Origin of the sequence: Chimaeribacter arupi (assembly GCF_002858805.1) — a bacterium.
Taxonomy (GTDB): domain Bacteria; phylum Pseudomonadota; class Gammaproteobacteria; order Enterobacterales; family Enterobacteriaceae; genus Chimaeribacter; species Chimaeribacter arupi.
The window spans coordinates 117,097-135,101 of record NZ_PJZI01000001.1; the positions used below are offsets into that span (position 1 = coordinate 117,097).

At 59.4% G+C, this 18,005-nt stretch carries 13 protein-coding genes and 1 pseudogene; 6 read left to right on the forward strand and 8 right to left on the reverse strand.

Annotated features, from left to right (window positions below; genetic code table 11):
• Positions 1 to 7: 7 nt before the first annotated feature.
• A pseudogene (locus tag CYR52_RS23135) lies at positions 8 to 1,267 on the forward strand (autotransporter outer membrane beta-barrel domain-containing protein); the annotation flags it as partial.
• 64 nt (positions 1,268 to 1,331) lie between these two features.
• Here the strand turns inward: CYR52_RS23135 and CYR52_RS00530 are convergent.
• The gene (locus CYR52_RS00530; protein ID WP_101827762.1) at positions 1,332 to 2,027 is read right to left on the reverse strand and encodes a pirin family protein; all 696 of its coding nucleotides are present in this window, start codon (positions 2,025 to 2,027) and stop codon (positions 1,332 to 1,334) included.
• Between the two features lie 379 nt (positions 2,028 to 2,406).
• On the opposite strand from CYR52_RS00530, the gene CYR52_RS00540 reads away from it, so the two are divergent.
• Complete coding sequence (locus CYR52_RS00540; protein ID WP_101827763.1) at positions 2,407 to 2,904, forward strand: GNAT family N-acetyltransferase; 498 nt, start codon at positions 2,407 to 2,409, stop codon at positions 2,902 to 2,904.
• A gap of 109 nt (positions 2,905 to 3,013) precedes the next feature.
• Here CYR52_RS00540 and iolE read toward each other — a convergent pair whose 3' ends face one another.
• From iolE to iolD, 4 genes are all read right to left on the reverse strand, one after another.
• Positions 3,014 to 3,910 carry a myo-inosose-2 dehydratase gene (gene iolE / locus CYR52_RS00545; RefSeq protein WP_101827764.1) on the reverse strand — a complete coding sequence of 299 codons (897 nt, stop codon included), beginning with the start codon at positions 3,908 to 3,910 and terminating at the stop codon, positions 3,014 to 3,016.
• A 34-nt stretch (positions 3,911 to 3,944) separates the two neighbouring features.
• Positions 3,945 to 4,829, reverse strand: a complete 885-nt coding sequence (locus CYR52_RS00550; protein ID WP_072927571.1) for a sugar phosphate isomerase/epimerase family protein — start codon at positions 4,827 to 4,829, stop codon at positions 3,945 to 3,947.
• Between the two features lie 62 nt (positions 4,830 to 4,891).
• Positions 4,892 to 5,914: a bifunctional inositol 2-dehydrogenase/D-chiro-inositol 1-dehydrogenase gene (gene iolG / locus CYR52_RS00555; RefSeq protein ID WP_072927573.1), complete on the reverse strand. Its 1,023-nt coding sequence runs from the start codon at positions 5,912 to 5,914 to the stop codon at positions 4,892 to 4,894.
• Between the two features lie 136 nt (positions 5,915 to 6,050).
• The gene (gene iolD, locus CYR52_RS00560) at positions 6,051 to 7,991 is read right to left on the reverse strand and encodes a 3D-(3,5/4)-trihydroxycyclohexane-1,2-dione acylhydrolase (decyclizing) (RefSeq protein ID WP_101827765.1); all 1,941 of its coding nucleotides are present in this window, start codon (positions 7,989 to 7,991) and stop codon (positions 6,051 to 6,053) included.
• A 474-nt stretch (positions 7,992 to 8,465) separates the two neighbouring features.
• Here iolD and CYR52_RS00565 point away from each other — a divergent pair, with 474 nt between their 5' ends.
• Together CYR52_RS00565 and CYR52_RS00570 are read left to right on the forward strand one after the other, a co-directional pair.
• Positions 8,466 to 10,400 (forward strand): bifunctional 5-dehydro-2-deoxygluconokinase/5-dehydro-2-deoxyphosphogluconate aldolase, encoded by a 1,935-nt coding sequence (locus tag CYR52_RS00565; RefSeq protein ID WP_101827766.1) that lies wholly within the window; start codon positions 8,466 to 8,468, stop codon positions 10,398 to 10,400.
• A gap of 217 nt (positions 10,401 to 10,617) precedes the next feature.
• Positions 10,618 to 11,487: a MurR/RpiR family transcriptional regulator gene (locus tag CYR52_RS00570; RefSeq protein WP_072927578.1), complete on the forward strand. Its 870-nt coding sequence runs from the start codon at positions 10,618 to 10,620 to the stop codon at positions 11,485 to 11,487.
• A gap of 104 nt (positions 11,488 to 11,591) precedes the next feature.
• Here the strand turns inward: CYR52_RS00570 and iolB are convergent, their stop codons facing one another.
• Both iolB and CYR52_RS00580 read right to left on the reverse strand, forming a co-directional pair.
• On the reverse strand, positions 11,592 to 12,410 hold the full coding sequence (iolB, locus tag CYR52_RS00575; protein WP_072927579.1) for a 5-deoxy-glucuronate isomerase: 819 nt from the start codon (positions 12,408 to 12,410) through the stop codon (positions 11,592 to 11,594).
• A gap of 45 nt (positions 12,411 to 12,455) precedes the next feature.
• Entirely contained in the window at positions 12,456 to 13,961 is a 1,506-nt protein-coding gene (locus tag CYR52_RS00580) for a CoA-acylating methylmalonate-semialdehyde dehydrogenase (protein ID WP_072927581.1), read from the reverse strand.
• Positions 13,962 to 14,480: 519 nt separating this feature from the next.
• Here CYR52_RS00580 and CYR52_RS00585 point away from each other — a divergent pair.
• Together CYR52_RS00585 and CYR52_RS00590 are read left to right on the forward strand one after the other, a co-directional pair.
• Positions 14,481 to 15,935, forward strand: a complete 1,455-nt coding sequence (locus CYR52_RS00585; RefSeq protein WP_072927583.1) for a sugar porter family MFS transporter — start codon at positions 14,481 to 14,483, stop codon at positions 15,933 to 15,935.
• Positions 15,936 to 15,959: 24 nt separating this feature from the next.
• Positions 15,960 to 16,796, forward strand: a complete 837-nt coding sequence (locus CYR52_RS00590; protein WP_072927584.1) for a TIM barrel protein — start codon at positions 15,960 to 15,962, stop codon at positions 16,794 to 16,796.
• 145 nt (positions 16,797 to 16,941) lie between these two features.
• On the opposite strand, the gene CYR52_RS00595 is transcribed toward CYR52_RS00590, so the two are convergent.
• Positions 16,942 to 17,916: an alpha/beta hydrolase gene (locus CYR52_RS00595; protein WP_394853996.1), complete on the reverse strand. Its 975-nt coding sequence runs from the start codon at positions 17,914 to 17,916 to the stop codon at positions 16,942 to 16,944.
• Between the last annotated feature and the right edge of the window lie 89 nt (positions 17,917 to 18,005).

Below are 18,005 nucleotides of genomic sequence, written 5' to 3' on the forward strand. Positions count from 1 at the left end.
GACGGATGGCGCTGCCCGCGCGAAACGCATCGCCGTAACCGGTGTTCGCATCGGTACCGGCTTTACTGCCGGGACAGACGCGCAACAGGTGGTGTTACAGGATGCGTTGGCCAGCGGCCAGATCAACGAGCAGAACATCCGCTCCGCCAGCGTGGTATGGCAGGCGCAGGCCGATAAAGATGAACACGGCAACATCGACATCACCATGACCAAAAACAGCTACGCCGGGCTGGTCACTGACCCGCAGGCGAGTGGGGTCGCGCAGGCGCTGGATAAGGGTTACACCAATAACGAACTCTTCACCAGCCTGAACCTCAGCACGACGCAAGCGCTGAACAACGCGCTGAAACAGATCTCCGGCAACCAGGCGACCTCATTAACGCGTGAAGCCAGGGTGCTGAGCAACCGCTTCTCCATGCTGGCTGACAGCGCGCCGCAGTTTGGCAACGGGCTGGCATTCAATGTGGTAGCACAGGGCGACCCAAGGGCAGAACTGGGCAATGACACGCAATATGACATGCTGGCGCTGCGTAAGTCGTTGGCATTCGGCAGCAATCAGGCGCTGGAAGTGGAGTACGGCATCGCGCGGCTGGCCGGCAACGGCAGCCGGCAACCGGGTGACAACGGCGTGACCGGCGGTTACAGCCAGTTCTTTGGCCTGCAACATACGCAGCCGCTGGGTGATACGCTGATGTGGCGCAACGCACTGCATTATGACGTTCACTCGCTCGACAGCCGCCGCGCCATCCGTTACGACGGCATCAACAAAAGCAGTGATGCCAGCCAGCGTCAGCACGCGTTATCGTTCCGAAGCGAAGCCGCCAGGCCCCTGACGCTGGGTGAAAACCTGACGGTCACGCCGTTTGCCGGGCTGGCACTGCGCCATGTGATGGAAGAGGGATATCAGGAGCGCGGCGCCGGAGATTTTAACCTGAACATGGGCGCGGGCGCGGAAACCGCAGTAGATGCCGTGGCCGGGCTGAAACTGGCCTATGAGGGGCAAAACGGCTGGCGCGCGACGGCGCTGCTGGAGGGCGGGCCGAATCTGAGTTATCACCAACGCCAGCGCAGCGCATCACTGGCAGGCGCGGCGGGGCAGACGTTCCGGGTAGATGACGGCCAACAGGGCGGTGGTATCAATGGGCTGGCCCAAATTGGGCTGGCCTACCAAAGCAACGCCGCCACGCTGGGGCTGGATGCCTATCACTGGAAAGAGGATGGCCTCACGGATACCGGCTTTATGCTGAACCTTAGCCAAAGGTTCTGACGCATAAAAAAGGGCGATGCCTGCGCATCGCCCTTCTCCTGTCCCTGCCTGTGTACCGTGTGGCTTACACCGGCGGCAGGTCAAACAGCAGCACTTCACTCTCTTCTGTCGCGCGGATGTCGAGATGCGGTTCATCCCAGACGGCGAACGCATCACTTTTCCCGGCCGGCTGGCCGTTGACCGTCACTGACCCGCGTACCACCTGAATCCAGATGCGGCGGCCGTTTTCGATCGCGTAGCTGTTTTGTTCATCCTGGTTCAGCGCCCAGCGCCACAGCGTCATGTCCTGGAACACTTTCAGCGAGCCGTCACGCGCGTCCGGCGACAGCACCAGCTGGCGGCCCTGCGCGGCGTCGAACATCCGCTGCTCATAGCGCGGCGGCAGGCCCTGCGTATCCGGGATAATCCAGATCTGGTAAAGGTGCAGCGGCGCATCGTCGCGGCCATTGTACTCCGAGTGTTTCACCCCGGTACCGGCGCTCATGATCTGGAACTCACCGGCATGGATCTGCTCTTTGTTGCCCATGCTGTCCTGATGCTCAACAGTGCCGGAGAGCACGTAAGTCAGGATCTCCATATCTTTGTGCGGGTGCGTGCCAAACCCCTGGCCGGCATCGATAACATCCTCATTAATCACCCGCAGGGCGGAGAAGCCCATAAAGCTCGGATCGTAATAATTCGCGAATGAGAAGGTGTGCCAGCTGTCCAGCCAACCATGATTGGCGTGTCCGCGTTCTTGTGCTTTACGTAAGTAAATCATGTTCAATTCTCCTCAATGTTTTCACTTAGTCTAGCGGCGGGCCGGGAATATGAAAGCGCAAAAACTTAACGCCTCTGGTCAAAAAAAGTGAATGACTTTGCGCGGTTTGCGCAGGGAAATTGGGCGAGGGGGAAACAGCAGGCAAAAAAAAAGCCAGCACCCGAGCTGGCTTAAAATAATACTGGAAGCAATGTGAGCAATGTCGTGCCTTCGCAGGGAAACCTCAGCATGTCAGTGCGGTCTCCCCGGAACGCATGACAATAATAATCATTATCATTCGTATCTGTAAAGTATTTTTTTGCCCAATTTTTGGCTTGCACAAAAAAATAAAGCAGATAATTTAAGGGGTTATTATCACGCCCTCAACAAGGAGCCTGTTATGGAGATCACTGTCCGCCACGCCATCCCGGAAGATGCCGCTGCTTTGCACCGCCTTTACAGCGAGCCGGCGCTATACCGTGATACGTTGCAACTCCCCTACGCACCGCTTGCCCGTTGGGAGGAACGCCTGAAAAACCCTGCCCCGGATACCTGCAACCTGGTCGCGCTGCTGGACGGCACTCTCGCCGGGCAACTGATGCTGAGCCATAACCTGACGCCACGCCGCCGCCATGTGGCGACGTTCGGCATGGGCGTGTCAGTGGAGTATCAGGGGCATGGCGTCGGCAGCCGCTTGCTGGGGGCCGCCATCGATCTCTGTGACAACTGGCTCGCGGTGCGGCGCATCGAACTCACGGTCTACACCGATAACCACGCAGCGCTGGCGCTTTACCGCAAATTTGGGTTTGAGGTGGAAGGCACCAGCCCGCAATTTGCCATGCGCGATGGCCTGTTCGTGGATGCCTACCATATGGGCCGGCTGAAAGGGGGCCACTGACGCAGATGCCCACATCGCGGCGGATAGCGGCTCAATCGGCGCTTTTCCCCGCTACAAAATAAAAAGCCACCGGCAATCCCGGTGGCTTTTTCAATGCATTGATGCCGGCTTACAGCCCGGCAACCTCACGGATATAGCGGCGCGCTTTAACGGCGTATTCAAACGGGTTGGCCAGCGCCGGGTCTTGCTCCGCCTCAACCACCATCCAGCCTTTATAGCCGCGCTGGTCCAACAGCGTGAACACCGGGCGGAAATCAATGACCCCGTCGCCCGGCACCGTAAAGGTGCCCATGCGTACGCCATCCAGGAAGCTGCGGCGATGCGCCCGCACGTCAGCGACTTTCTCATCACGTACATCTTTCAGGTGGATATGGTTGATGCGCGGCAGATGTTTTTCCAGTACGTCCATCATCACCTGCTGGGAGCCTTCGGAGTAGTAGAGGTGGCCGGTATCAAACAGCAGGTAGACATCGTCATTCACCAGCGCCATAAAGCGATCAATCTCGGCCGGGGTCTGGATGGCGGTGCCCATATGGTGATGCAGGCAGACCTGCATCCCCTTCTCCGCTGCGATCTTCGCCAGTTGGTTATATCCGTCCGCCACCCGCTGCCACTCTTCATCGGTAAAGTACGGCTTCTCATCAAACACCGCTTTGGTGGTGCACTGGATGCTTTTGCTCTGCTCGGAACAGCCAATCACCTTCGCGCCCATTTCATGCAGGAAATTCATGTGGTTGACGAACTCGTCAATGGTCTTCTCTTTCTGGCCATCGGCGAAAAAGGTGCTGAACCAGGCGTTGCAGATGCGGATGCCGCGCGCGTCCAGCATCCGTTTCAGCAGCGCGGTATCACGCGGGTATTTGCTGCCCACTTCACTGCCGGTAAACCCGGCCAGCGCCATTTCACTGACGCACTGCTGGAAAGTGTTTTCACTGCCCAGATCCGGCATGTCGTCGTTGGTCCAGCCAATCGGCGCGATGGCCAGTTTGATGTTGTCTTTGTTCATGGGTAAGCCTCCCCCGCCCGCAGGCAGGAAAACGTTATTTGACCAACAGTTCCCGCTCGATGCGCTCGCGGGTTTCGACAGCCTGATATTTCATCTTTTCCGGGTAACCAAACAGCGACGCCGCGATAATCGGCTCGCCGCCGACCTTGAAGGTTTTATTGGCGAAATCCATCTCACGCAGGGTTTTGAATAGCGTGTCGAAGTCCACTTCCCCTTCACCGATGCCGACGTGCTGATGCACCGCGGCATCCACACCCGGCGGGTTGACGATGTAACGGCAATGTTTGGTGTGGTTATGGGTGTCAGCGATCAGCACGTGGGAGAGATCGTCCCCGGCGTAACGCAGCATGTTCGCCACGTCGCCCACGCCTTTGTCATAGAAGAAGGTGTGCGGCACGCTGTAGAGGTATTTCACATGGTCACTGCGCAGGGATTTCACGAGATCGCAGGTTTCGTTGTTCAGCTCGCAAAAATCCCACGGGTGGGACTGGATTTCCATGCGGATGCCTTCACGTTCGATGATCGGCAGCAGCTCCTCCATCGATTTGTACCACAGCTCCTCACAGATCTCCGGCTCGTTCGGGTTACCGGCCAGCTCGGTGTTGATCACCTGCACGCCCATCTCGACGGCAATCTCAATCATGCGTTTCCAGTTCTTCACCGCCGCCACACGGCGATCCTCGCCGGGGCCGGACCAGCGATACACCACGATAAACGACGAGATCTCGACGCCGGTGGCCTTCAGCGCATTGCGGTACTCCGTCATCACTTCACGGCTGGCTTTCGGGTGCTTGTAGAACGGGTTAATCTGCGGGTGCGGCGACTGCTCAATGTAGTTGTAGCCCCACTCCGCTACCTGATGGACCATTCTGGTAATGCCCATATCTTTGATGACGTCGACATCAAACGCGATTTTCATGGTGTCTCCCTAAGTCAGTGTGGCAGCAGCCGGGCCGCAGGCAGCAACCCGGCAAAATAAGGTCAGCCCGCCGGCTGGTTATAAAAGGCCGGGCGCGGCGGCATGGTCACCGGCACGATCTCGCCGCTCAGCTGCGCGGCCACGCAGGCATCGGCGGTGACGGCAGCGGCGTAACCATCCCAGGCAGACGGCCCGGTGAGCTGCCCGGCCAGCACGTCATTGATAAAGCCCTGCAACTCGACGTCATAGGCGTCGATGAAGCGATCTTTCCAGTCCATAAGGATCGAGGTAGAGAGTTTTGCCTCGCTGCGCAGTTGCACCGAAGAAGGCTCCGGCAGGCGCGCGATGCCGGTTTCACCCACCACCTCACACTGGATGTCATAGCCGTAACGGCAGTTCACGAAGATCTCGACGTCAATCCGCGTGCCTTTCGCCGTTTCGAACAGCACGATCTGCGGATCTTTCAGGTGGCTGTAGGCATTGGACGTTCTGCGCGGGAACACCACCTGCACCGACACGTAGTCGTCATCCAGCAGCCAGCGCAGCACGTCGATTTCATGGATCAGCGTGTCGGTGATCGCCATATCCGTGGTGTAGCTGTCACCCACTTCCGGGTTGCGGTGGGCGCAGTGCAGCATCAGCGGCTCGCCGATCTGGCCGCTGCCGATTACCGCTTTCAGCGCGCGGTAGCCGCTGTCATACGGGCGCATAAAGCCGACCTGCACCAGCCGTTTGCCGTGCCGTGCCTCCGCTTCCACAATGCGTTTGCAGCCTTCCGCCGTCACCGCCAGCGGCTTCTCGCAGAACACCGGCTTACCGGCCTGGATGGCAGACAGCACAAACTCTTCATGGCTCGGCCCCCAGGAGGTGACCAGCACCGCATCGACGTCCGGCGCGTTGATCAGGTCGTGCCCGTTTTCATAGACTTTGGCCTCGAGGCGCTGGTTGATTACCACCTTTGCCGCATGGTCAGCATTGATGTCGTTTACCGCCACGACACGCCCACCCTGAAGCACTTTGTTGCAACGGCGAATATGTTCCTGGCCGATCGCACCGGTGCCGATAACGCCAATATTCAATGACATAGTGGAAACTCCTCTGGATTCAGATCAACGGGCTGCCCGCCCGCATACGTTTTCTTCATCGCATACGGCTTAATTGCGTTTAAGGGTGTAAAAGGCGTGACGCGGCTTATCCGGGCAGCCGGGGCTGCCCGGCGGCTCAGTAGTCGCGGGCCTGGCTGATGTTTTCGTTCAGCATATCGGCCACCTGCCGGATACGGGGGCTGTCTGACACCTGCGCGCCGCCTACCCGCCACCAGCTGAAATACTTGTGCACCATGGTTTTCGGCAGCACTTTGATGTCGATAAGCGTGGAGACGGTTTGCTTGCGCGCATCCTCCAGCGCCTCGCGCAGCTGCGCATAGGTGGTGACCCGGTAGGTTTTGCAGCCATAGGCCTGGGCCAGCATGGCGAAGTCCACCGGCACAAAGCCGCCGGTCAGGGTATTGGCCTCATGGTCACGGAAACGGAATTCGGTGCTGAAGCTGTCCATGCCGTGTTCCATCTGCAGGTTGTTGATGCAGCCGTTGGTCATATTGTCGAGCAGTACCACATTGATTTTGCAGCCTTCCTGAATTGAGGTGACCAGTTCGGAATGCAGCATCATGAATGAGCCGTCGCCCAGCAGGGTGTATACCTCGCGGTGCGGCTCCGCCAGTTTGACGCCCAGCGAGGCGTTCACCTCATAGCCCATGCAGGAGTAGCCATATTCCACGTGGTAGCCGTTGATGCCGGTGGTGCGCCAGACGCGCTGCAAATCGCCCGGCAAACTGCCGGAAGCAGCCACGATCACCGCATCTTGCGGCAAACATTCGTTCAGCGTGCCGAGCACTTTGCTTTGCGTCAGCACGGAGTTTGTCTGTTCAATAAATTCGGCGAACACCGTCTTACGGTCGAGATGGTCGTCGATTTCCGGTACAAACGCCTCGCCGCTGTACTCCACCTGATAGACCCGGTCTACTTCACGGTAGAGGCTTTCGCGCGCTGTGCGGATCGCATCGCCCCAGGCGGCGTGGTAGCCCGTGGCAGCCAGCCGCGGTGTCAGGGCTTCCAGCGCCTCACGGGCATCCGCCAGGATCTGTACGCCGTCGAGTTTGCCGGCATCAAACGCACTGACGTTGATGTTAAGGAAGGCCACCTCCGGGTTCTGGAAAATCCATTTCGAGGAGGTGGTGAAGTCGGTATAACGGGTGCCGATACCTATCACCAGATCGGCCTCTTTGGCCAGCGTATTGGCGGCCAGGCTGCCGGTTTCACCGATGCCGCCGAGGTTCAGCGTATGCTCAGAGAGAATCGCGCCCTTGCCCGCCTGGGTTTCCGCAAACGGGATGCCGAAGCGTTCGGCAAACTGTTGCAGCGCGGCCGCGGCCGCGCCATATTTCACCCCGCCGCCGCACACAATCAACGGCTTGCGTTTACCGGCCAGCAGGGAGAGCGCATCCTGCATCATGCCCTCAGTCGGCAGGCGGCGATCCATACGGTGCACGCGTTTCTGGAAGAAATAATCCGGGTAGTCATAGGCTTCGCCCTGCACATCCTGCGGCAGGCAGAGCGTGACCGCACCGGTTTCCGCCGGGTCAGTCAGCACACGCATCGCGTTGATGCAGGCGCTCATCAGCTGTTCCGGCCGCGTAATGCGATCCCAGTATTTGCTCACGGCGCGGAAGGCGTCATTGGTGCTGATGCTGAGGTCATGCGGCTGCTCAATCTGTTGCAGTACCGGGTCAGGCTGGCGGGTGGCGAACACATCTCCCGGCAGCAGCAACAGCGGGATCCGGTTGGCGGTGGCGGTGGCGGCAGCCGTCACCATATTGGCCGAGCCCGGCCCCACCGAGGCACTACAGGCGTAGATTTCACGGCGCAGCTTCTGCTTGGCGTAGCCAATGGCCGCATGGGCCATGCCCTGCTCGTTGCGCCCCTGATGCACCACCAGCCCGCCGCGGTCCTGCTCCAGCGCCTGGCCCAGCCCCAGCACGTTGCCGTGGCCGAAAATGGCAAAAATCCCTTTGACGAACTTGTGCTCCGCCCCATCCACCAGGACATATTGGTTATCCAGGAACTTAACCAGCGCCTGCGCCATCGTGAGTCTCGTCTTAGCCATTGTTGTACCCTTCCTGTTTGCGTTATCTGGTGGCACCGGGCCGTAGAGCGGCTGCTTTTTAGCCCGTCGGGGTGAAACGTGGAGCGATTATAAACAAATTTTTTTTCCACAAAATCCCATTCCAGAAGAAACATTTCATTTTGCGAGAGAGATCAAAAAATGAAATAAAACGTCCATTCACCGTTCTGCCACAACCCCGTTACCCATACATGACAATTCAAGGGGTTAGCCCAGGCAGCAGCCAGGTTTCCCTACGCAGGGCACTGAGGTGCGGCACGGGGGGCTTCTCCAGAAAAACGAGACATGACGCGGCTTCCGCCCTTGTTTTGATGAAAAATTATTTACTCTCTTTGGCCGTTGTTTTATCCCTCTCACAATTCTGGTTTTCAAGTTTCACTCTTTCTTGTTTTTGAAATTTTTATTCCTCATACTGCGGAAAAATGCTTCTTCACCCTTTCAAAGAAGGAATCTGGTATGGCGACACACCCAAAACAGCTGGATGTCATCTGTATTGGCCGCATCGCGGTTGACCTTTACGGCCAGCAGATCGGCGCCCGGCTGGAAGATATGAGCACCTTTTCCAAATATCTCGGCGGTTCATCCGGCAATGTGGCCTACGGCACGGCCATCCAGGGGCTGAAGTCCGCCATGCTGGCGCGTGTTGGTGATGAGCATAACGGCCGTTTCCTGCGTGAAACGCTGCAACGGGCCGGCGTAGACACGCAATACCTGATCACCGACACCCAGCGCCTGACCGCGCTGGTGATGCTCGGCATCAAGGATGAAGAGACGTTCCCGCTGATTTTCTACCGCGATAACTGCGCAGACATGGGGCTGGTGCCGGACGATATTGACGAGAACTACATCGCCTCTGCCCGCGCCGTGGCCGTGACCGGTACCCACCTTTCACACCCGGACACCCGCGCTGCCGTGCTGAAAGCGCTGGATTACGCCCGCAAACATGGCCTGCGCACCGCGCTGGACATTGACTACCGCCCGGTGCTCTGGGGGCTGACCTCGCTGGGCGACGGTGAAACGCGTTTCATCGAGTCCGGCCCGGTCACGCGCCAGCTCCAGCAAGTGCTGGACAAGTTTGACCTGATTGTCGGCACCGAAGAGGAGTTCCATATCGCCGGCGGCAGCACCGATACCCTGACGGCGCTGGCCAACGTGCGCCGCCACAGCCAGGCAACGCTGGTGTGCAAACGCGGCGCACAAGGCTGCTCGGTGTTTGAGGGCGCGATCCCGGAGGGGTGGGATCAGGTCAAACTGCATTCGGGCGTCCGGGTGGACGTACTGAATGTGCTGGGGGCAGGCGATGCCTTTATGTCCGGCCTGCTGCGCGGCTACCTGAATGATGAGGGCTGGGATCAGGCCTGCCGCTACGCCAATGCCTGCGGCGCGTTGGTGGTGTCACGCCACGGCTGCGCCCCGGCAATGCCGACCAAAGAGGAACTGGACGATTACCTGAAACGTGACCGCGAAGTGAAACGCCCGGATCGCGATGCACGCCTCAACCACCTGCACCGCGTCACCACCCGCCAACAGGCGTGGCCGGAGCTGTGCGTGTTCGCCTTCGACCACCGCAAACAGCTGGAAGAGATGGCCGATGACGCGGGTGTCAGTTACCAGAACATCCCGCCGCTGAAACAGCTGCTGTTACAGGCCGCCAGGGAAGCGGCCGCCGAGGCCGGGCTGGCGCACAACAGCGGCATCCTGGCAGACACCACCTACGGCCAGCCGGCGCTGAATGCCATTACCGGCCAGGGCTGGTGGATTGGCCGCCCGATTGAAATGCCCGGTTCACGCCCGCTCCGGCTGGAACACGGTAATCTCGGCTCGCAGCTGGTGAGCTGGCCGCTGGAACATGTCGTGAAATGCCTGGTGTTTTACCATCCGCAAGACCCGGCGGCCCTGCGCCAGGAGCAAGAAGCGCAGCTGCTCGACGTATGGCGCGCCTGCTGCCAGAGCGGCCATGAACTGCTGCTGGAGGTGATTCTGCCGGAAGGGAGCGCTGATAAAGATGAGCGTTTCTATGTGGCGTCACTGTCGCGCTTTTATCAGCTCGGCATTCAGCCTGACTGGTGGAAACTGCCGCCGCTCTCCGTCGCCGGCTGGACACAGGTGGGTGAGGTGATTGAGGCTAACGACCCGCATTGCCGTGGGGTGGTGATTCTCGGCCTGGATGCACCGGAAGCGGAGCTGAAAGCGGGCTTTGCCCAGGCAGCCGCCGCACCGTGTGTGAAAGGGTTTGCCGTCGGGCGAACTATTTTCGGCCAGGCGTCACGCCAGTGGCTGCAGGGCGAACTGGATGACGCCGCGCTTATCCGGCAAGTGAAACAGAACTACCTGACGCTGATCGGCTACTGGCGGGACGTGCGCCCACTGCCGGACGCGCTGAAACAGTAGCGGGTTGAAACGGCTCCTGCGGGGGCCGTTTTTTATGGCCTGCCACCGTGCATTTTTGTTATTTTTTGAGCAATCTGTGAGCCTTTTCAAGGTCCGATGAAATAAAGCTGGGGATCTGCCACATTAAATGAAATTTTCGATTCGTCTGGTAGAATAGCCGCAATGAAAACATGTTTCGTTTTCCTGATCCCCTGTCTTCTCTCTGTGAGCCACTGACATGACTAACCCGACCCAACTCTCGTTGTTACAGGATGAGATCCGCCGTCGCTACGACACGCTGAGCAAGCGCCTGAAGCAGGTGGCCCGCTATATTCTTGATAACAGTAACAGCATTGCCTTTGACACCGTGGCCTCAATCGCCGCGCAGGCCAGCGTGCCGCCCTCAACCCTGATCCGTTTCGCCAATGCCTTTGGTTTCAGCGGCTTTAATGAGATGAAACAGGTTTTCCGCCAGCATCTGATGGAAGAGACGGTGAGCTATACCGAGCGTGCGCGCCTGTTCCGCCAGACTTCCACCGAAGAGAACAACGTCCCGGAAAAACCTGCTGAGATCCTGAACGTCTTCACGATGGTGAATGCACAGGCGTTGCAGCAACTGGCCATGCAAATCAGCCCGGACCAGCTTGAAAAAGCGGTCGATCTGCTCAACAACGCCGACACCATTTATGTGATTGGCCTGCGCCGCTCCTTCAGCGTGGCCTCTTACCTCACCTACGCCCTGCGCCACCTGGAACGCCGCGCCTTCCTGATCGACGGGCTGGGCGGCATGTTCACCGAGCAGCTCAGCATGGTGAAACCCAAAGATGTGGTGATTGCCATCAGCTACTCGCCATACGCACAGGAAGCGGTGGATCTGGTGCAACTCGGCGCGAAACAGGGCGCGCAGCAGATTGCGATAACGGACAGCCAGGTCAGCCCGCTGGCCGCTTTCAGCGATGTCTGTTTTGTGGTGCGTGAAGCACAGGTAGACGGTTTCCGCTCACAGGTTGCCTCGATGTGCCTCGCCCAGACCCTCGCCGTCTCCCTCGCGCTCACTAACGCCCGTCACGGCCCCGTCGACGCCCTGAACGCCCAGCCCGCCAAATAGGGCAGCAAACCGGCCCTCTGACAACCATAACGGCCACCCTGGGGTGGCCGCTTTTCGTTGGGTCATAATCATGCGTCAAACGCGATCCGGCTTGAAATGCGCGATCACCCTTTGGGATAGTGATCGCTGTTGATCCAGGCGTGATCTTTTTCCCAGGTGAATTTCCATTTCCGTACCGGCCCGGCCATCACGTTAAGGTAGTAACTGTCGTAACCGGCCAGGGTGGCGACCGGGTGGTAGCCACGCGGCACTTTCACCACATCGCCGTTATAAACGGCCATGCACTCATCCAGGGAGCGGTCATCCGTGTAGACGCGCTGCATACAGAACCCCTGCGCCGGGTCGAGCCGGTGATAATAGGACTCCTCCAGATAGGTTTCATCCGGCGAGTTTTTGTCATCATGCTTGTGGCTCGGGTAGGAACTGGTATCCCCTTCAGCGGTATACACCTCCACCACCAGCAAGCTGTCGGCGGGTTCGCTGTCAGGCAGGATGTTATGTACCAGCCGTTTGTTGCGCCCCTTACCGCGATGCTCTACGCCGACCTCTTCCGGCGAAATCAGCCGTGCAGGGAGCGAACCGGCTGAAGGTGAACGACACACCGCCAGCTCCAGGTCGCTTTCGGCCAGCACGTTCACTCTCTCATGGTGCGGCACATAGACCGAATAGGGCGGCACCCGCTCAAATGGACTCATGCGTTTGCCGATATGCGGAAACTCCGCTTTGCTGGTCGAGACAGAAGCCAGCCCGGCCACCAGCACCAGGCAGAGTTCATTGCCGTCACTTTGCAGCGTCAGCGACTGGCCTGCGTTGAGCTGGTAGACGTCAAACCCGACATACTCCCAGCCGGCATTCTCTGGGGTGACGTGCTGGACGCGCCCCTGCGCGTCCGGTTTCTGGCATTTGGAAAGCAGTGAAGACATCGTTCCCTCCTTTACTGTCGGTTAACTGTCGTCTTGTCCGTTCACTTAGCCCAGCGTCGGCATACTGTATTCAGACACCGTTTGCTGGCCGGTCGGCCAACGGGCGGTAACGGTTTTCATGCGGGTATAGAAGCGCACGCCGTCATTACCGTGGACGTTCAGCGCGCCGAACACCGAGCGTTTCCAGCCGCCGAAGCTGTGGAAGGCCATCGGTACCGGCACCGGCACATTCACGCCGACCATGCCCGCCTGCACGCTGCTGACGAACTCACGTGCATAGCGGCCGTTGCTGGTGAAAATAGCGCTGCCGTTGCCGTATTCATGGCCGTTTACCGTCTCGATGGCGGTCTGGTAGTCCGGCACCCGCACAATGCCCAGTACCGGCCCGAAGATCTCTTCGCGGTAAATCACCATCTCCGGCGTCACGTGGTCGAACAGTGTGCCGCCCACGAAGTAGCCGTCCGGCGCACCCGGCACCTTGTAGTTGCGGCCGTCGGCCACCAGCGTGGCTCCCTCTTCCACCCCTTTGTCGATGTAGCCCAGCACTTTTTTCTGGTGATCTGAGGAGACCAACGGCCCCATCTCGTTTTCTTCACCGCCCTGTTGCAGGCCGGGGCCCACCCGCAATTGGGCAATCAGCGGTTTGAGCTTTTCCACCAGCTTATCGGCGGTGCTGTCACCCACTACCACGGCGATCGGCAGCGCCATGCAACGTTCGCCCGCTGAGCCGAACGCGCCGCCCATCAGGGCATTGACGGTGGCGTCCAGATCGGCATCCGGCATGATGATGGCGTGGTTTTTCGCCGCGCCGAACGCCTGCACACGTTTACCGTGGGCGCTGGCGGTTTTGTAGATATATTCCGCCACAGTGGAGGAGCCGACAAAGCTCACCGCCTGCACGCGCGGGTCGGTATAGAGTTGTTCGGCATGTTCATTGGCGCAGTGCACCACGTTGAATACGCCGTCCGGCAGGCCCGCTTCTTTCAGCAGTTCCGCCATGCGGACGGAGGCAGACGGCACCAGTGCCGGTGGCTTCAGCACAAAGGTATTACCGCAGGCCAGCGCAATCGGGAACATCCACATCGGCACCATCGCCGGGAAGTTAAACGGCGTAATGCCCGCCACCACCCCCAGCGGCTGCTGCATGGAGAAGCTGTCTACGCCGCTGCCGACATCCGGCGAGTATTCGCCTTTGATCAGGTGCGGAATGCCGCAGGCAAACTCAACCACTTCCAGCCCGCGGGTCAGTTCTCCCAGTGCGTCGGAGTAGACCTTGCCGTGCTCACTGACGATCAGTTCAGCCAGTTCATCACGGTGCTGCTCCAGCAGGGCTTTGAAGTTGAACAGGATGCGGGCGCGGCGCAGCGGCGTGGTGGCGGCCCAGGCCGGGAAAGCCTGGTGTGCCGTTTCAATGGCCGCCAGCACCTCTTCGCCGGTGCTTTGTGTGACTTCACGATCTGCCTTGCCGGTTGCCGGGTTATAGACCGGCAGCGTCTGGTTGCTGGTGCTGACGCTGGTTTTGCCGCCAATAAAGTTACCCACGATGTTCATGTCTCACCCTCGTTATGTGATCGGTGGAGCCGGGCAGTGCCGGGTTTGCGGGGGCATAAACCGGTGTGCACCCTGCACGCCCGGTTCAGCCGCTGTTGGCAAAAACTCTATTTCATTGAAAAAAAAGTTTCAAATATTTTATTTTGGAATGTTTTATTTTAGCGGCACACCTCGCAAAAATGTGAATGTGACCAAGAAAGTGCAGGCAGCTTTGCGAGCCCCTTTCCAGGGCTTCGTCCAGCATTCACAAAAAGTTAACAGAGCCGCGCGCCTGCTGGGAGGACAACGCCTATGCAGGCCGTGGATTTATCCTGGAAGCTGGCTCGCATGTTGCAATGGTGTTGCGTGAAAAGCCGATGAATTTTTTGAACCGTGTCTAAAAATCAATATTTCATTATTTTAAATTTATGGAATAAATGTTCTTTTAAAACCCGGAGGCGTGGGTTCCCTCACGGCACGAATTACCCTGATGTTCCTCACAGCACGCGAGCCACTGTCGTGCGCGCAAACGGAGTCTGTATGGTCATTCAACGAAAGCATAATACCGGGTACATCCTGCGCATCTGCGCCATCGCCGCCCTCGGGGGCATCCTTTTCGGCTATGACACGGCCGTGATCTCGGGGGCGATTGAATCCTTAAAGATTTACTTCCAACTGACTCCGGCTGAAACCGGCTGGGCGGTGTCGAATGTCGTGATCGGCTGTGTGGCGGGGGCCTTCTGTGCCGGCGGCGTGGCGGCACGCTGGGGGCGTAAAAAAGCGCTGATGCTGGCGGCCGTGCTGTTTACCGTGTCCGCCGTTGGGGCGTCGCTGGCCCACACCTTCACCGGGTTTGTGATTTTCCGCATCATCGGCGGCGTGGCCGTCGGGCTGGCGGCCACGGTGTCACCGATGTACATGTCAGAAGTGTCGCCCAAAGACATGCGCGGCCGGGCGTTGAGTATGCAGCAGTTCGCCATCGTGTTCGGCCAGATCCTGATTTTCTATGTGAACTACAAAATCGCCAGCATCGCCACGGAACAGTGGCTGGTCGACATGGGCTGGCGCTGGATGTTCGCCTCCGGCGTGCTGCCCTGTGTGTTGTTCTGCATTTTGGTGCTGTTTATTCCTGAATCCCCGCGCTGGTGTGCCATGACCGGGCGTGATGAGCAGGCGCTCACACTGCTCTCCCGGCTTTCGAACCCCACCCATGCCGCCCATGTGCTGGCGGAGATTAAGGAATCACTGCGTCAGGATGCACAGCAACACAGCGCCCGGCTGAGCCTGCGGGACGGCAATGTGCGCTTCATCCTGTTTGTCGGCGCGATGATTGCGGTGCTGCAACAGGTGACGGGTGTGAACGTGATGATGTATTACGCGCCGGTGGTGCTGAAAGAGGTGACCGGCAGTGCCGAAACGGCAATGTTCCAGACCATCTGGATCGGCGTGGTGCAACTGGCCGGGTCCGTTATCGGCGCGTCCCTGATGGACCGCATGGGCCGCATCCCGTTGATGCGCGCCGGAACAGCCGGGGCGGTCATCGGCCTCCTGATCACCTCTTATGGCCTCTACACCCAGGACAGCGGCTACATCGCGCTGTGCGGCATGCTGTTCTTTATGACGTTCTATGCGCTCTCCTGGGGCGTCGGCACCTGGGTGCTGATCGCTGAGGTGTTCCCCAACCGGATGCGGGCGCAGGGCATGAGCCTGGCGGTGGGCGCCATGTGGATCGTGAATTTTGTGGTGTCACAGTCGTTCCCGATGGTCAATGACCACCCTTACCTCTTCTCCCATTTCCACGGCGCGTTCCCGATGTGGGTCTTCGCGCTGCTCTGCGTATTCAGTTTCTGGTTTATTTCCCGCTATGTACCGGAAACCAAAGGTGTCTCTCTGGAAAAAATGGATGATGTGATCCTGGCGAAGCGCGACCGCCGGCCGCTGACGGCCCGGCAGCCCCCCGCCGCGCAGGACACGTCAACGTCAACCTCGTCATAACGCTACCGCGTATGGAGTAACAACATGGCTATCGCGCAACATCGTTTTTGTATCAACCGTAAAATTGCCCCCAACCTGAGCCTTGAGCAGTTTTTCAGGGTGGTGAAGAAATGTGGCCTGAATAAGGTGGAGTTACGCAATGATATGCCCAGCGGCCAGGTCACGGACGGCCTGAGCACCGGCGAGGTCAGGGCGCTGGCGCAGCAATACGGCATGGACATCATCACCATTAACGCGCTGGGCCGCTTTAACCTCGGGGCGGAGCGCGACAAGGTCTGGGCCAATGCAGAAGCAATGTTGCAGGAAGCGCAGGCGATCGGAAGCCGTGGGCTGATCCTCTGCCCGCATTGCAGCGCCGGTGATGCGCGCAGCGCGGAACAGAAGCAGCAGGAAACACTTCAGGCGCTGATCGCCCTTGCGCCGCTGTTCAAACAGTATGGCGTGACTGGGCTAGTGGAGCCGCTGGGTTTCGGCATCAGTTCACTGCGCTCCTCATTGCTGGCCCAGTCCTTGATCCGGGATTCAGCCGCGCCTTATAAACTGGTGATCGACACCTTCCACCACCATCTGGATGAGGTGGATCAGGCCGCGTTTGACCAGCAAATGGCGATGGAGAGCATCGGGCTGGTGCACCTTTCCGGCGTGGAAGACCCGCGTGACAAATCCCTGCTGACCGATGAAGAGCGCATCATGCTGAGCCAGGGCGACCTGCTGAAAAGCAAACAGCAGGTGGATAACCTGGAACGGCTGGGGTATCAGGGGATCTATTCGTTTGAGCCGTTCTCCTCGGTGCTGGAAAACTGGCAGGAAGCGGATATTGAGCGTGAAATCAAACAAAGCATGGCGCTGATTCAGGGCTGAGGCCACTCGTCAGCCGAGGCCGTTATTGGCGTGATCTGACTGCCCGGCCGCTGTTATGGCCGGGCATTTCTGCGCTGTGCGTGTCAGGCGCGGGGGGAGCGTGTCAGACGAGGTGTGGCAGACGAGATGTGTCAGGCGAGGCGCGTCAGGCGAGGTATGTTTTCAGCGCCTGTGCCGCCTGCGACAACGCCATTTTCACCGCCGGCACCTGGCTGAGCGGGTTCAGCAGCCCGTAATCATGGATCAGGCCGTTATAGCGCACCAGCGTGGTTTCCACCCCGGCTTCATTCAGCTTGCGCCCGTACGCCTCGCCCTCATCACGCAGCACATCAAATTCCGCCACCTGAATCAGAGCGGGCGGCAGCCCGGCAAGCTGGTCAGGCGTGGCCCGCAACGGCGACGCGTGCAGCTCTACGCGCTTGCTCTCATCCGTGGTGTAGTTGTCCCAGAACCATTTCATCATATTGCGGCTGAGGAAAAAGCCTTCCGGGTAAGACTGGTAAGATCCGCTGTCAAACGCGGCATCCGTCACCGGCCAGAGCAGCAGCTGGAAACGCACATGCGGCGCGCCCTGCTCTTTTGCCATCATCGCCACCACCGCCGCCATATTGCCGCCGACACTGTTGCCCACCACGGCCAGCCGCCCGCCATCAAGGTTCAGCTCTGCGCCGTGGCCCGCCACCCAGCAGGTCGCGGCATAGGCCTGATGAATAGCCACCGGATATTGCGCCTCCGGGGAGGGCGTGTAGTTAACGAACACGGCCGCCGCGCCGCTCTCCACCACCAGATCGCGCACCAGCCGCTGATGCGTCGGGAAATCCCCCAGCACCCAGCCGCCACCGTGGAAGAACATAAATACCGGCAGCATACCCACCGCCCCTGCCGGCCGCACCACGGTCAGGCTGAGATCGTGCCCGCCGCTGTTCACGGTGCGCTCCGTGATCTCCACGCCGGAAAGGTCGACCGCTACGGCGTTCTGCGCATCGGTCAGCACCTGCCGCGCCGCTTCCGGTGAGAGCTGCTCCATCGGCGGGCCACCCGCGGCGTTCAGCTGGCTGAGAAACTGCTCAATATGGCGGTCGGTCGTGGCCTGTTCCGGGGTTATCGCGTTGCTCATGATGTTCTCCTGGGAAAGTGGGACGGGTGAAATCAAAAGATCAGGCGGCCTGAGCGCAGTGTGCAGGCTCAGGCCGCCCGTATGGCGTGGGG